General features: G+C 67.4%; 9 protein-coding genes. 4 read left to right on the top strand and 5 right to left on the bottom strand.

Annotated elements, in window-relative coordinates; translation table 11 throughout:
- Window positions 1-21 precede the first annotated feature (21 nt).
- Entirely contained in the window at window positions 22-2,166 is a 2,145-nt protein-coding gene (locus tag FHS74_RS09270; RefSeq protein ID WP_184799695.1) for a putative bifunctional diguanylate cyclase/phosphodiesterase, read from the bottom strand.
- Window positions 2,167-2,533: 367 nt separating this feature from the next.
- Here FHS74_RS09270 and FHS74_RS09275 point away from each other — a divergent pair, with 367 nt between their 5' ends.
- From FHS74_RS09275 to FHS74_RS09285, 3 genes are all read left to right on the top strand, one after another.
- Window positions 2,534-4,564, top strand: coding sequence for a serine/threonine-protein kinase (locus tag FHS74_RS09275; RefSeq protein ID WP_246463012.1), 2,031 nt, complete (start codon window positions 2,534-2,536; stop codon window positions 4,562-4,564).
- A gap of 14 nt (window positions 4,565-4,578) precedes the next feature.
- A complete protein-coding gene (locus FHS74_RS09280; RefSeq protein ID WP_184799699.1) occupies window positions 4,579-5,130 on the top strand; it encodes a hypothetical protein in 552 nt (183 codons plus the stop codon).
- Window positions 5,131-5,210: 80 nt separating this feature from the next.
- Window positions 5,211-5,999 (top strand): glutaminyl-peptide cyclotransferase, encoded by a 789-nt coding sequence (locus FHS74_RS09285; RefSeq protein ID WP_184799701.1) that lies wholly within the window; start codon window positions 5,211-5,213, stop codon window positions 5,997-5,999.
- A 6-nt stretch (window positions 6,000-6,005) separates the two neighbouring features.
- Here the strand turns inward: FHS74_RS09285 and FHS74_RS09290 are convergent, their stop codons facing one another.
- Window positions 6,006-6,521 (bottom strand): MarR family winged helix-turn-helix transcriptional regulator, encoded by a 516-nt coding sequence (locus FHS74_RS09290; RefSeq protein WP_184799703.1) that lies wholly within the window; start codon window positions 6,519-6,521, stop codon window positions 6,006-6,008.
- A 76-nt stretch (window positions 6,522-6,597) separates the two neighbouring features.
- Window positions 6,598-7,596 (bottom strand): hypothetical protein, encoded by a 999-nt coding sequence (locus FHS74_RS09295; RefSeq protein WP_184799706.1) that lies wholly within the window; start codon window positions 7,594-7,596, stop codon window positions 6,598-6,600.
- A 521-nt stretch (window positions 7,597-8,117) separates the two neighbouring features.
- Here FHS74_RS09295 and FHS74_RS09300 point away from each other — a divergent pair.
- Window positions 8,118-9,566 (top strand): amino acid permease, encoded by a 1,449-nt coding sequence (locus FHS74_RS09300; RefSeq protein WP_343066893.1) that lies wholly within the window; start codon window positions 8,118-8,120, stop codon window positions 9,564-9,566.
- 66 nt (window positions 9,567-9,632) lie between these two features.
- On the opposite strand, the gene FHS74_RS30930 is transcribed toward FHS74_RS09300, so the two are convergent.
- Both FHS74_RS30930 and FHS74_RS09310 read right to left on the bottom strand, forming a co-directional pair.
- Window positions 9,633-11,375: an enoyl-CoA hydratase-related protein gene (locus FHS74_RS30930; protein ID WP_184799708.1), complete on the bottom strand. Its 1,743-nt coding sequence runs from the start codon at window positions 11,373-11,375 to the stop codon at window positions 9,633-9,635.
- 106 nt (window positions 11,376-11,481) lie between these two features.
- Window positions 11,482-14,418, bottom strand: coding sequence for a TonB-dependent receptor (locus FHS74_RS09310; RefSeq protein WP_246463013.1), 2,937 nt, complete (start codon window positions 14,416-14,418; stop codon window positions 11,482-11,484).
- Window positions 14,419-14,439: the final 21 nt, after the last annotated feature.

Raw genomic sequence — 14,439 nt, forward strand, 5'->3', positions numbered from 1 at the left:
GCCGGGCGCTGCCAGGGAAAATCAGTTCCCGGACACCACCACCTGCTTGGTCGCGATTTCCGCGGACACGATTTCCGGCGCCATCAAGGCCATCAGCTGCGCCTCCGGCATGGGCCGGCCCAGCAGATAGCCCTGGATGAAGTCGCAGCCCAACTCGCGCAGACAGTCCAATTGGGCCTGGGTTTCGATGCCCTCGGCGATGGTTTCCAGGCCCAGATGATGGGACATGGCGATGACGGCGGCCACGATCTGCCGGCTGGCGTCGTCATCGGGCAGGCCGTCGACGAAGGATTTGTCGATCTTCACATACGCGGCGGCGAATTTGCGCAGGTAGGCCAGCGAGGAATAGCCGGTACCAAAATCGTCGATGGCGAAGCGGAAGCCGCTGGCGCGCAGGTCGTGCACCGCCTGCAGGTTGCCCTCGGCATCGCCCATCAGGGCGCTTTCCGTGATCTCCAGCGCGATATCGGCCGGGGTGCAGCCCTCCTCCTCCAGGATGCGGCGCAGGCGGTCGCCGCAGCCCTTGTCCCGCAGTTGCACCGCCGACAGGTTGACCGCCATCTTGAAGCCGCTCACCCCCCGATCCCGCACCTTGCGGGCCGTGCGGCAGGCGGTCCGGAACACCCAGTCACCCAGGGGAACGATCAGGCCCGTTTCCTCCGCCACGGGGATGAAGCGTGCGGGCGAAACCGGGCTCAAATCCTCCGGATGGTTCCAGCGCAGCAAGGCCTCCGCCCCCATCAGCGCGCCGCCCGTGCCGTCGGCGCCGGGGCGGTATTGCGGTTGATAGACCAGGGTGAAACCATCGACCAGATCGTCCCCGCCCACCCCCAAGGAGACACGCAGACCTTCCTCGATCCAGGTGCGGTCGCGCACCCGATCGCCGATCTCCGGCGTGAAGAAGTGATAGCGGTCGCGGCCGGCGTGCTTGGCGGCATACAGCGCCACGTCGGCATGGCGAAGCAGCGTTTCCCATGTGTCGCCATCGGCCGGCGCCACGGCCACGCCCACGGAACAGGCCAGGCGCACCTCGCCGCCGCCGGCGGTACCGTTCACCCCCTCCAGCATCAGGGGCTGCTGGAACGCCGCCACCAGACGGTCGGCGATGTGGGCCACGGCGCCCAGGGCGCCGCCGCGCCCATCGCCGTTTGCCAGTGAGGCCCCCCCCAGGATGACGGCGAACTCATCCCCGCCCAGGCGGGCCACGGTGTCGCCCGGACGCACCGTGCGGCGGATGCGTTCGCCGGCGGCGACGATGGCCGCGTCACCCACCGGGTGGCCACGGGTGTCGTTCAGCAGTTTGAAATGGTCCAAGTCCAGCAACAGCAAGGCCACCGCCTCGCCCGTGCGCCGGCTGGCGGACAGGGCCAGGCGCATGCGGCCGATCAGCAAGGCGCGGTTGGCGAGGCCGGTCAGGGGGTCATGGAAAGCCAGGTGGCGGCTACGCTCCTCCGCCTCCTTCTTCTCGGTCAGGTCGCTGAAGACGGCGATATGGTGGGTCACGTCCCCATTCTCATCCCGCAGCAGGGTGATGCGCAGCCATTCCGGATAGACGGTGCCGTCCTTGCGCCGGTTCCAGATCTCCCCGCTCCAGCTGCCCTCATCCCGCAACGCCCGCCAGAGGACGCGGTAAAATTCCGGTCCTTGCCGGCCGGAATTCAGCAGGCCCGGGTCGTGGCCCAGGACCTCCGCCTCGGTGTAGCCGGAGATATCGGTGAAGGCGCGGTTGACCAGGACGATGCGGTTGTCGGCGTCGGTCACCATGATCCCGTCGACGCTGTGCTCGATCACGCGGGCGGCCACCCGCAGGTCGCGGTTGGCCATGGCCAGGACCGCCGCCTGTTCCTCCGCCAGCACCCGCGCCTCTTCCAGCTCCCGCGTACGCTGCCGCACCAGGCTGCGCATGATCTCATGCCGGCGCACGCGGCCGTGCACCAAGGCGGCCAGGGTCAACCCCGCGACGACGCCGATCGCCCCCAGTCCCATGACCAGGGGCACGCCCATGCCGGCCTCCCGTCCGAGGCCGGCGGCGAACAAGCCGGCGAACGCCAGGCCGGCCAAGCTGACCAGCAGCACCAGCGGCATCCAGCGGTGCTCAACCGCGGCCACGGCCTTGCCGGGCAGGGCCGGCACATCGCCGGAAGAGGCATCGCTTGAAGGCGGCATCAAAAAAACCATTCATGATTGTGATAGGCCACAACGGCTCAACGTCAACTTTGCGGGTGCCCTACCAAAAAAGCAAAGGGCGCAATTGGTTTGGGAAACGATGTTGCGGGGAGATCGTATACGCCATGCATCATGGGCCACGCGGGCCCCAAGAAATTTGATCCACCGCAATGCATCTGCGAACGCGTCGTAAAACCGGGAGGGCCGGCGCCTTCGGCAACCGCTTGGATCCGATTGTCTATTCCGGGCGGCTGGCTTGTTCGCGGTACCCCGGATCGGGCATGATCGCAGCCGTGGGCCTGCCCATCTCCGCGGCCATGGGAATGGCCAGGGGCTGGTGGAGCGAATGGGGCGACCCGGATGGGATATGATGGCGGCGGCAAATAGAGAGTTCCCGGTTCCCGACCTGGGGCCCGTTGACCTGGGCGGGCGGGCGGAGATCCAGCCCACGGCCCCCTTGCCCGCCTTTGACACGGCCGGTGGCAGGGCCTATCTCTGCCATCGCGCGCGGGAGAAGAAGACGGAACTGTTCGCGATCATCTGCGACAAGCCCGTTCCGCCCCGTATCGAAGCGATGAGCAGCTTTCGCGCCATCGACAATAACAATTTATTGCATCTCATGGACTGGGGCGTCGTCGATTGGACGCCGGAACACCGGCGCCGATTCGTCTGCGTGTTCGAGCGCCCCTCCGGCCGCCGCATCATGGAACGGCTGGACGATGTCATTGAGGGAGTCGCGGATGACGCCCTGGTGCGGGTGGTGTTGCCGCAGCTAACCGGCGTGCTGCGCGACATCGCCCAGCGCAGCCTCAGCTGTGGCGCCCTGAACCCCACCAACCTGTTCATCCGCGAATCGGCCGCCGCGGCGGTGGTGTTGGGCGACTGTGTCAGCCTGCCGCCGGGCTATGCCCAGCCCCTGGTGTTCGAACCGCTGGACCGGGCGCTGGCGGATCGCGCCGGCCGGGGCAATGGCACCATCGCCGACGACCTGTACGCCCTGGGCGTCACGCTGCTGTCACTCTATCTGGGCCGCGCGCCGGGCCGGGGGATGGATGAGCAGACGCTGTTGCAGGCGCGGATGGACAAGGGCAGCTACTCGGCGCTGACCTCCGGCAGCCGCATCCCCCAGTCGCTGGTGGAGCCGCTGCGCGGCCTGATCACCGACGATGCCCGTCAGCGCTGGACCCTGAACGACCTGGACATGTGGATGCAGGGGCGGCGCCTCAGTCCCAAGCAGGCGCAGTTGCCCAAGCGCGCGCCCCGGCCGCTGGAATTCCAGGGCAAGGAGATCTGGCACGTGCGCGGCGCCGCCTGGGCCTTTTCCAAGGCGCCGGTCGCCGCCGCCCAGGTGATCGAGCGGGGGGAACTGGAGCGTTGGCTGCGGCGCACGCTGAATGACGAGGCCAAGGCGGAGGCCGTGGTCAACGCCGTGCGCAGCGCCACCTCTGGCGGTCGCGCCTCCAACGTGGAGGAGCGGCTGGTGGCCCGCGTCTGCACCGCCCTCGATCCCCCCGGCCCCCTGCGCTATAAGGGCCGGGCCATCATGCCCGACGGCTTCGGCACGGCGCTGGCGGAGGCCATGGCCTCCGGCGAAGGCGGGCAGGCGCTGGCGGAGATGATCGTGGGCCAGCTACCCGCCTTCTGGATCAGCGTGCAAGCGGAGTACAAGGCCGAACAGGTGGTGATGATCCAGCAGTTCGACGCCGTGCGCGCCGTGCTGGAAAACACCAGCCCCGGATTCGGCATCGAACGCGCGCTCTATGGCCTGAACCAAGTGGCGCCCTGCCTCAGCCCGGCGGTGGCGGACTGGTACCCGCTGACCCTGGGCGATCTGATGGCGGCGCTGGATGCCGCCGGCGCGGGCGCCACCTCCGGCCGCGACCCCATGGACCGTCACGTCGCCGCCTTCATCGCCACCCGGAATCCCAAGCTGAACGAGCGGGTGTTGGCCACGTTGGCGGCGGAATCGGCCCGGCGGCCCGTGGGCGTCCTGGCCATCCTGGCGGACACCCAGCGCCGGGCGGGGCCGCCCAAGGTGCCTGGCCTCGCCCTGTGGATGACCAGCATTCTCGATCCGTCGTTCAAGCGCTTCCGCAACCTGCGCAAGCGGGAGGAGGTGCGGACGGCGGCGCAGAAGGCGGCACGCGAGGGTGTGCTGGACGCCCTGCTGAGCATCGTCGACGATCCCAAGGCCCTGACCCAGGATCATCATGGCTTCCTGGACGCCATGCGCCGTCATGAGAGCCTGACAGCCCGCATCAACAAGATCGAGGAAGCGCTGGGCGACCGCAGCGAAGTGGCGGCCTCACGCGGCAAGCGCGTGGCCGCCATGGTGGCCAGCGGCATCTCGCTGGCGGGCCTGGCCTTGATCGTTACCTTGATGGCGGGCCTGAAGTGAGCCAGGGTGGTGTCATGAACAGCGCCTCCTCCCCCCGACGCCGCTCTTATGGCGGTCTGCTGGCCGCGGCCGTGCTGTTGCTGCCTTTGGGCGCGCTTGTCATGCCCACGTCGGTGCTGACCATCATCGGCATGGTGCCGACCATCGTCGCCTGGATCGTCGATCGTGACCCGGACAAGCCGGCGGCCGTCACCGTCGGCGCGCTGAACATCTGCGGTGTCATGCCCTTCTGCATCCAGCTCTGGCAGCATGGGCATACCATGGACTACGCCGCCGGCCTGCTGGTGCAACCGGTGACCTGGTTGGTCATGTATTCCGCCGCCGCTGGCGGTTGGCTGCTCTACTTCGGCATTCCGCCGCTGGTGGCCGGCTGGTCCGTCGCCCGCGACCAGGCCCTCATCCGTGAATTGGCGGAGGAGCGCCAGGCTTTGGTGGAGGAATGGGGCGTGGAGGTCAGCGGCAATGGCCTGAAACCCGACGGCCCGGCCGAGGGGCAAACGCCGTCGGACGATCCGCCCGATCCATTGGCGGAGGCCACCGCACCCGACCGTCCGGCGGAATCATAGGCGCCGATCCCCGCCTCCCGGCCCCGTGCATGGGCCGTTCCCCCTTTGGCCGTTTCCTTTCCCGTACGAGCCCGACCGCCATGCCTTTCGCCCGCCTTCGCGCCCTGATCCTGGCCCTTCTCCTGGTCGGCCCGGCGGCCCACGCCCAGCAGGCGCCACAGCAAGCGCCACAGAAATACGGCGTCGAGGTCGTGAAGACATATCCGCACGACAGCCAGGCCTTCACCGAAGGCCTCTTCTACCTGGACGGCTTCCTGTATGAGAGCACGGGCCTGGAACGGCATTCCACGGTGCGCAAGGTCGATCTCGCCACCGGTCAAGTGGTCCAAAGCCGGGAGTTGGCGCCCCAGTATTTCGGCGAAGGCATCGTCAACTGGAAGGATCGGCTGGTACAGCTGACCTACCGGACGGAGGTGGGATTCGTCTATGGCCTCGGCGATTTCAAGGCGCGCAAGGAGTTCCGCTACCGGGGCGAAGGCTGGGCCCTGACCCAGGACGGTCACCGCCTGATCATGAGCGACGGCACGCCGGAGCTGCGTTTCCTGGACCCTGAGACCTTGGCGGAGACGGGGCGTGTGACCGTCACCGACAACGGCTACCCCATCCGCAACCTGAATGAGCTTGAATTCGTGAAGGGGGAGGTCCTGGCCAATATCTGGCAAACCAACCTGATCGCCCGCATCAACCCCGCCACCGGCGCCGTCACCGGCTGGATCGACCTCACGCCCCTGGCCGCCCTCTCGGGCCGGGTGGAGAACATCGACAACGTGCTGAACGGTATCGCCTACGACGCCAAGGGTGACCGGCTGTTCGTCACCGGCAAGCGCTGGCCCAAGCTGTTCGAGATCAAGTTGGTGCCCCAGCGCTGATCGACGTCACCCCTGTCCCAGGGCCGCCGACAGCCGGCGAATGCGGTCACGCAGATCCGCCACCTCCGCGATCTCCATCGGAAAGCGGCACAACATGGCGCCGGGTATGGCCAGGGCCTTTTCCCGCAACGTCCAGGCAGCGGGCGTGAGGTCGACCAGCACCCGTCGTTCATCCGCCGGATCCCGCCGGCGCGCCACCAGGCCCGCCGCCTCCATCCGCTTCAGCAACGGCGTCAGGGTACCGGAATCAAGATCCAGGCGCCCGCCCAGATCCCCCACCGTCAGGGGCGCGCCCTCCCACAGCACCATCAGCGCCAGGTACTGCGGATAGGTCAGGCCCAGGGCGTCCAACAGCGGACGGTAGGCGCGGGTGATGCGGTTGGTCGCCTGGTACAGGGCGAAGCACAGCTGCCGGTCCAGTTCCAGCGGGTTGCCGTCCAGAACGGCCGTGGCTGCGTCGGTGGCGCAGGCGGGGGCGTCTTGTGGCGGCCGGCGCTCGTCATCGGTCTCGGGTACGGTCATGGCGGACATAGGGACAGAGCCAAGCGGCGGTGGCAACCCACGTTTGGTCCGCTCCGCCCTTGCCACGTCTCGCGCATCAAACCTGCATAACCTCGACTTTCACGCCGTTGGGGCCTGTGATGCCCTCCACCCCGCTTTTCAACTTGGACAGGAACGTGAAATTGATACCGTCGCGGCCGGCCAGCAGGGTGGTCAGCTTATGGCGCGGCAGATCGACGCGCCGGGACAGGTCATCCATGATGCCGCCGCCGCGCAGCGACTTGACGGCGTCCGACGACAGTTCCGGGTCGACGTACAGCTTACCCTCCCTGCGGGTCAGGTACAGCGTGCCGGACGCGGCCCCCGCCCCCGGCGCCGCCGGGGCGCCGGCGTCGCCTGGCCCGCGCAGATAGGCCCGTACCGTCTGTTCCTGGCGATCATTGGAGAAATCGCGTAAGGCCGGCGCCGATTGCACGATGTGCAGCGCCAGCACCCGCGACCGGGCGATGGCGCCTGTCAGCCGGCCATACCCGGCCACCGCCGTCTCATAAGCCGCCTCCACCGCGTCGCGCTTCAGCAACGGCGCCGCCGCCTCCCCCGGCGGGGCCGCGTCCGCCAAGTCCGCCGCGCGCTGGGCATCATGATGCAGGCGCTCCAGGTCAGCCACGGCTTGCGCCACCTCCTGCCCGGTCACATCCAAATGGGACACCCATTTTTCCATGACGTAGCCCGTTCCCAGGCCCATCGGCTCATCCCGGTCCACGATGGCCTGCAACACCGGCTCCACCGAGCGGATGTGCAGTTCCGTCACCGTTTGGCGCAGCTGCGCCAGACGGATCAGCGTGGCCGGGCGCTTGGTCTCATCCAGGCTTTCGCCACGCGACGCCAGCACGGTGATAAAGGACAAGGTATCCCCCACCTCCACCCACAGCTTGCGGAAAGCGTTCAGCTCCTTGGTGCGCGCCACCATCTGGCAGGTGCGCTGCAAGGCCGCCACGGATTGTTCCAGCTGCCGGATATCGCCGATGATACGGGTGTACAGCTGCCCCTTGTCGGGCTGCTTTTTCCACGGGTTGCTTGCATCGCCACGCGACAAGGGGGGAACTCCAGAAGGCGGGGCCGGAGCGAATCCGACTAGGGATGGTATCAGGCGCACCCAGGCCTTCCCAAACCTATTGAAGCACGCATTCGCATAGGGTCAGCGCCACCGGCACACCGTAAGCTATGCCCGGCACCGTTCAGATCGGAAAATTGGAAAGCGCGCCCGGTACGAGCGTTGGCCGGATCTTCCGGCGACGTAGGGGCGGGTGTCAATCAAAGGGAATTGTTTCGGAACCGATCCCATCCCTTGGTCAGGCCTTTCTATACGAAATGACTACCTCTTCAGATTAGGTTGGGCACCGCCGCGAGCGCCCGCGCTGAAACGCATAAATCCGCCCAAACAAGGCGATCCGCGGAAAAGCTTAACCCATCAACATTTTTGGCCGCCGTTTAAGGTGACAGCGCCCCCGCCAGCAGGTACATCGACATTCAAGCAATACGCGGGGCATCACATCACACTGGCGGCACCTGGGCGCGACAGCGCCCGTTCGCCGGTTGGGTAGAGAAACGGGAGAGGTGGTTTTGAGCCTTTGGACGAAGAAGAGTATTGATCAGGCCCGCGCCGACGGCGACGGCGATGAAGGCCAACCCACCCTGGCGCGCAGTCTGAATGCCTGGAATCTGACGGCGCTCGGTATCGGCGCCATCGTCGGCGCCGGTATTTTCGTCCTGACCGGTTCCGCCGCCGCCCAGTATGCCGGTCCCGGCATCGTCCTGTCCTTCGTGCTGGCGGCCACGGCCTGCCTGTTCGCCGGCCTATGCTACGCCGAGTTCGCGGCCATGGTGCCGGTCGCCGGCAGCGCCTACACCTATGCCTATGTCACGGTGGGCCAGTTTCTGGCCTGGATCATCGGCTGGGATTTGGCGCTGGAATATCTGTTCGCTTCGGGAACCGTGGCTGTCGGCTGGTCCGGGTACTTCGTCAACCTGCTGAAACAGGTGGGGCTGGTCATCCCCCCGGCTTTGACCTCCGCACCGCTGACGGTGAAGAATGGCTTCCATTTCGAAACCACCGGCGCCTTGCTGAACCTGCCGGCCGTGGTGCTGGTGGGCGTCATCACCGTGCTGCTGTATCTGGGCATCCGTAACTCCGCCCGCGTTAACGGCTTCATCGTGCTGCTGAAGCTGCTGGTGGTGTTCCTGGTCATCGGCTTCGGCCTGTTCTATGTCGTCCCCGCGCATTGGTCGCCCCTGATCCCGCCCGAGGTAGTGGACGACAAGGGCTCCCACTATGGCTGGAGCGGCGTGCTGCGCGGTGCGGGCGTGATTTTCTTCGCCTATATCGGCTTTGACGCCGTCTCCACCACCGCGCAGGAGGCGGTGCGGCCGCAGCGCGACATGCCCATCGGCATCCTGGGCTCGCTGATTTTCTGCACCGTGCTGTACATCCTGATGTCGCTGGTTCTGACCGGCTTGGTGCCCTACGCCGACTTGAACGTCGCCCACCCCGTCGTTGTCGCCATCGAGGCGGTGCAGCAACTGCATTGGCTGGCCCTGCCGGTGGACATCGGCGCCGTCGCCGGGCTGACCACGGTGATGCTGGTCATGATGCTGGGCCAGTCGCGCGTGCTGTTCGCCATGTCGCGTGACAAGCTGCTGCCCTCGCCCCTGGGCAAGGTGCATCCCAAGTTCCGCACCCCCCACGTCGCCACGGTTGTGACCGGGGTCTGCGCCGCCGTCCTGGCCGGCCTGTTCCCCATCGACATCCTGGGCGAGTTGGTCTCCATCGGCACGCTGCTGGCCTTCGCCATCGTCTGCGGGTGCGTCCTGATCCTGCGCATCACCCAGCCCGACACGCCGCGGCCGTTCAAGACGCCGCTGTTCTGGCTGGTCTGCCCCTTGGGCGTGCTGGTCTGCGGCTACCTCATGTATGGCCTGCCGGGCGACACCTGGCTGCGGCTGATCATCTGGATGGTCTTTGGCTTCTTCGTCTACTTCGGCTACAGCCGCCGCCGCGCCGCCTGACCACAGGCTCAAGGCGTCAACTGAGGGGCCGGGCGGCACAGTCGCCCGGCCCTTCGTCATTTCGCGTCAACGACGGGCGAAGCTACCCAGCGGGCCGCCGCTGGCGGCGGGCCAGCCGAAGCCCAGCACGGCCATGAGGTCGGCTGACGCCGTCTCGTTCACCAGCCCCTCGGCCAGAGCCTGCACCACGGCCGTGCGTACGGCCGCCAGCAGGCGCGGGCCGGCATCGGCCTGTGGTGGGTCAAGCGGGACCGACTCCGTCGCCGGGCGCTTCAGGGTGGCCAGCACGGCGCCCGCCCCATCCTCCCCCACCAGATCGGTCACGGCGGCATAGCCCAACCGGCGGGCCAACGCCCAGGGCCCTTCGGCCAGTCCAGCGGCACGGGCGGCGGCATCGGTGTCGGCGGGCGCCACCAGGGGGCCAAGCTCCAGGGCCGCTCGCAGATAGGCGGCGGTCAGCCGGGCGAGGTAGCGCCCCTCGCCATCCCCCACCTTGAAGGGGGTGCGGCCCAGGCGGCGGGCGGCGTCCACGGCGATGGCCAGGGCGGGCGCCGACGTCTTCGGCCCGGCCACAATCTCGGCGACGCCGCCGTCCGGCGGCAGGGACAGGCCCACCAGGCGGTCCGGCCAGGACAGGCCCCGCCCCACCGCGGCAACGCTGAGCCTGGGACCCGTCAGCGCCAGCAAGGCATCATCACCCAGCACGGCTTCCGCCCGCGCCAGCAGCGCGTGCTTGGCCGCGAGGTCCTCGCGGGTGGCGTCAAACAGGATCTCGATCTTGCGCTCGCCCAGCAGCGCCGGCGCCAACTCGTCCAGTCCCTCGGCATCGGCCACGGCATGCACGTCCAAGCCGGCGCGGCGCGCCGCCAGGGCCACGGAATCAGCCATGGGCCCCCGACCCAGCACGGCCACCCGCGCCAGTTCGGCCGTGGGCAACGCCGGCCGCCAGGCGGCCTTGTCCGCCGCCCCCTTCGCCACCACCAGGGTACGCACCAGGGCCGCGACCTCCCCCCGACGCAGGAGACCGGCGGCAACCGCCCGTTCCAGGCCCAGGCCCTCATCCAGCGACAGGGCCAAGCCCTGGCCGACCGCCGTCTCGATCGCCATGGTGGAGGAGATCACCGCCACGGGCTTGCGCTTGTGGGCGACAATGAACGGCGGCTCCTTCCCGTCAGCCAGGTGGCGGCGGACCCAGGCAAGGGCGGCTGAGCGCACGTGGGAGGCCGGCACCACCTCGTTCACCAGCTTCAATTCCAGGGCCGCCGCCGCCGTCACCATATGCCCGCCCGACAGCAGGTCGTGCGCGCCGACCCACCCCAATAGGCGGGGCAGGCGCTGGGTGCCGCCGGCCATGGGCATCAGGCCCAGGCGCTGGTCGGGAAAGCCGAATCGGGCGGCGGGGTGATCGCAGGCCACCCGGTAACCGCAGGCCAGCGCCAACTCCAGCCCCGGCCCCAGGGCGGATCCGGTGAGCGCGGCGGCGATGGGCTTGGCCGTCCCCTCCAGTCGGCGCAGGGCGTCGCCGTAGGGGGCGATCGCGGCCAACAGCGCGTCATCGGACAGGCCGGGGGCGGCATCGGCCAGGGCCAGCAGGCCCAGCGGCTCCCGCCCCAGCAGGAAATGACCCTTGGCGGAGGTGATGATAAGGCCGCGCACCTCCTCACGGGTCTCCAGCACTTCGGCCAGTTCGTCCAGGGCGGCGATCAGGGCATCGTCCAGCAGGTTGGCGCGGCCGGGCGCCTCCAGCGTGGCGACGGCGATGCCGTCGTCTTCCAGCCTCAGATGCAGGGGGGAGAAAGTGTCGGTCATGGCGTCACTGTGCCGGGCGGATGGCACCCCGGCAAGGTGCAAAGAAGGGCGCCGGCGGTGCCCCGCCCACGCCCTTCCCCGAACCCTAGCGCCCCCCTTTTATAGGTCAGAACTCACAGGTCATGCCCCAGAGGAAGGTCCGCCCGCTGGAGGTGTTGACCTCGATGCGATGGGCGGCCAGGTCGGTGAACTGCACGATGTGCTCGTCCGTCAGGTTCAGGCCTTCCAGCGTCACCTTGATATGCGGGGTGACGTTGTAGTGGGCGGAGAAGTCGACGTTGTTGGTCGGCTCATACCCCTCGCCGATATTGCCGTTGCTGCCGATGCTGTTCAGATACTGACCGCGATAGGCCTCGGAAATGCGCACGCCCCAGGTGTCGGTTTCGTAGTAGAGCGTGGCGTTGGCCGAGAAGCGCGACAGGTTGACCAGCGGCAGCTCCACCGTCTTGCCGCCGATGATGGCGGGCGAACTGCCATCGGCGAAGGTGCCGTTGGCCAGCATGCCCAGATGGTTGAAGGGTTCCGGCAGGAAGTCGAAGTCGCGCTGGGCCGCCACCTCCACGCCAGTGATGCTGGCGCCGCTGACGTTCACCGGCTGCGACACGTTGTAGGGGATGGACCCGGTCTGCCCCGGCAGCAGGAAGGACAGCGGGTAGCCAGTGGCCGAATAGGGCTCCACCACCGTGGTGGAGCTGATGAAGGAGTTCAGCTTCTTGTAGAAGGCGCCGACCGACACGAAGCCGACCTTGCCGTCGTAATATTCCAGCGAGCCTTCCACCGCGTCGGCGGTGAAGGGCTTCAGGTTGGGGTTGCCGATGGTCAGGCTGCCGCCAAAGGGGGCGGTGGTGATGGTGCCCGCGGCGGCCAGGTCCGACAGGGCCGGCCGGCTGATGTTGCGATTGGCGCTGACGCGCGCCACCAGGTCGGGCTCCACGAAGTACGCCACGTTGGCCGACGGCAGGACGCCGCTGTAGGTGTGCGGCACCGACACCGCCGTCAGCTTGCCGCCGGAATTGATCGAGCCGGCGGAGGTCAGGTCGGTGGAGTAGTAGCGCAGGCCGGCATTGGCCTTCAGCCGGCGATCCCAAACGGTGGTGTCCAGGTCGTACTGGACGTAGCCGCCCATCGTCTCTTCGGTCACGTGATAATCGGACCCGGGCGACAGGAAGGCCGCCGTCATGATGTCGCGCGTCTGGCCGATATACTTGTAGATGCCGTTCACGTCGCCGACGATATAGGGCGCCAGCGTGTCATAGGGGACAAGGTATTTGGACTCCGCCGGTACCGCCCTGTCGGTCGGCACGTTGTAGAAGACCTTGTTGTTGTACTGCGCGCCCTCATCATCGAATTTCTTGTATTCGAAGCCGGTCTTGATGGTCGACGCCTCCGACAGCGCGTATTCGACGTCCAGCTTGCCGGTCTTGTAGGAGTTGACGATCTTGCTGGCCTGGGTATCCAGGCGCATCAGGTTCCACTGCGCCGGGTCGGTGGGATCGAAATCGTAGGTGTTGACCGGCATTCTGGAGCGGTCATCAAAGCTGATGCCCTTGTTCTTGGCCTCCAGGAACACCTTGTCGAAATAGGGCAACTCATAGTCGGAGCGGGAATAGCCCGCCATGCCCTTGACCAGCAGCCGGTCGGTCAGCTGGTCGGACCCATGCAGCACCGTCTGGTAGAAATCGGTGCTGTCGGTTTCGGTGTTGTATTCGTTGCGCATGTCCACGCCGGTATAGCGGGCCGCCACCAGCGTGTTGCCTTGAATGACGGCCGACTGCAACAGCTGCGTGCCCGAGACGTTGCCGGTCAGGGCGTTGCTGCCGCCCGCCGCCATGGCGTAGTTGTCGCGGTCATTGGTCAGGCGGCTGTACAGGGCGTCGAAACCCAGCTTCAGGCCATTCTCCGGCTCATACTGCAGGGCCATCGTGCTGCCCAGGCGGGTGCGGTGATCGAACCAGGTGGAATAGGTGTCGGCCTGGGGGGCGTAGATGGTGCCGGACTGCATCTTGGCGGCGTCCGCCGCGCTGACGCCCGCGCCAATGTTGGCGGGACTGACCTTGATCTGGTTCCAGCCCCAATTGCGGTAGCCGAACTCATTGCTGTCGTTGGTGCTGTAGGCCACCGACACCAGGGCGCCGAAATCGCCCCAGCGGTCGGAGATCAGGCCCACCAGGCGCGGGGTCACCCCGTCGGTGTTGCTGTTGTCCTGCCCCTTCAGGGAGAACACGGCCTTGAACCCGTCATAGTCGAAGGGCTTCGCGGTGTTCAATTGCACCGTGCCGCCGATGCCGCCCTCATCCTGCTCGCTGGCGTAAGATTTCTGGATGGTGACCTTGTTGAACAGTTCCGAGGCGAACAGGCTGTAGTCGAAGCTGCGGGTGCGGCTGACGCCGCCGCGGTTGTCCATGCCCGAGGCCGTGTTGCCCAACACCTCCATGCCATTCAGCTGGGTGCGGGTGAAATCCGGGCCCAGGCCGCGCAGGGTGATCTGCCGGCCCTCGCCGGAATCGCGGTTGATGGTCACGCCGGGCACGCGCTGCAGCGATTCCGCCAGGTTCAAGTCGGGAAACGCCGCGATGTCCTCTGCGACAATCACCTCCTCCGATCCGACGGCGTCGCGCTTGAGGACCCGGGCCTGTGCCAGACTTTCATGGAAGCCGTTGACCACCACCTCCTCCAGAGTGTCGTCGTCGGCATGGACTTGCGGCTTGGTGCCGGCGACCGGCGCCTTGGCCGGTTGCGCCAGCTGCAGGACCACCACCGCGCCATCATCGGACGACACCGTCAGCGGCGTCCCCTGCAACAGCGTGGCCAGGGCCTTGTGACGCTCCAACTCGCCATGGATGGCCTGGGTGGTGATGCCCGCCAGCTGGCCCGCCGGCGCCACGATCTGGATGCCGGCCTGTTTGGCGAACATCGGGATGGCGCTGACCGCCGGCTGGGCCGGCAGGTCAAAGCTGCGGGTCTGCGCGCCAGCCGGCACGCTGAGGGCGATGACGATGGACGCCGCACCGCAAAGCAGTGCCGGACGCAAATGCCTGAACATTCTCACTGACTCCCCAACCAA

Source organism: Nitrospirillum iridis (genome assembly GCF_014205765.1).
Classification (GTDB): Bacteria; Pseudomonadota; Alphaproteobacteria; order Azospirillales; family Azospirillaceae; genus Nitrospirillum; species Nitrospirillum iridis.

Coding starts and splice junctions, on each gene's coding strand:
- FHS74_RS09270 (WP_184799695.1), bottom strand. CDS start 2,166: ATGCCGCCTTCAAGCGATGCCTCTTCCGGCGATGTGCCGGCCCTGCCC.
- FHS74_RS09275 (WP_246463012.1), top strand. CDS start 2,534: ATGATGGCGGCGGCAAATAGAGAGTTCCCGGTTCCCGACCTGGGGCCC.
- FHS74_RS09280 (WP_184799699.1), top strand. CDS start 4,579: ATGAACAGCGCCTCCTCCCCCCGACGCCGCTCTTATGGCGGTCTGCTG.
- FHS74_RS09285 (WP_184799701.1), top strand. CDS start 5,211: ATGCCTTTCGCCCGCCTTCGCGCCCTGATCCTGGCCCTTCTCCTGGTC.
- FHS74_RS09290 (WP_184799703.1), bottom strand. CDS start 6,521: ATGACCGTACCCGAGACCGATGACGAGCGCCGGCCGCCACAAGACGCC.
- FHS74_RS30930 (WP_184799708.1), bottom strand. CDS start 11,375: ATGACCGACACTTTCTCCCCCCTGCATCTGAGGCTGGAAGACGACGGC.
- FHS74_RS09310 (WP_246463013.1), bottom strand. CDS start 14,418: ATGTTCAGGCATTTGCGTCCGGCACTGCTTTGCGGTGCGGCGTCCATC.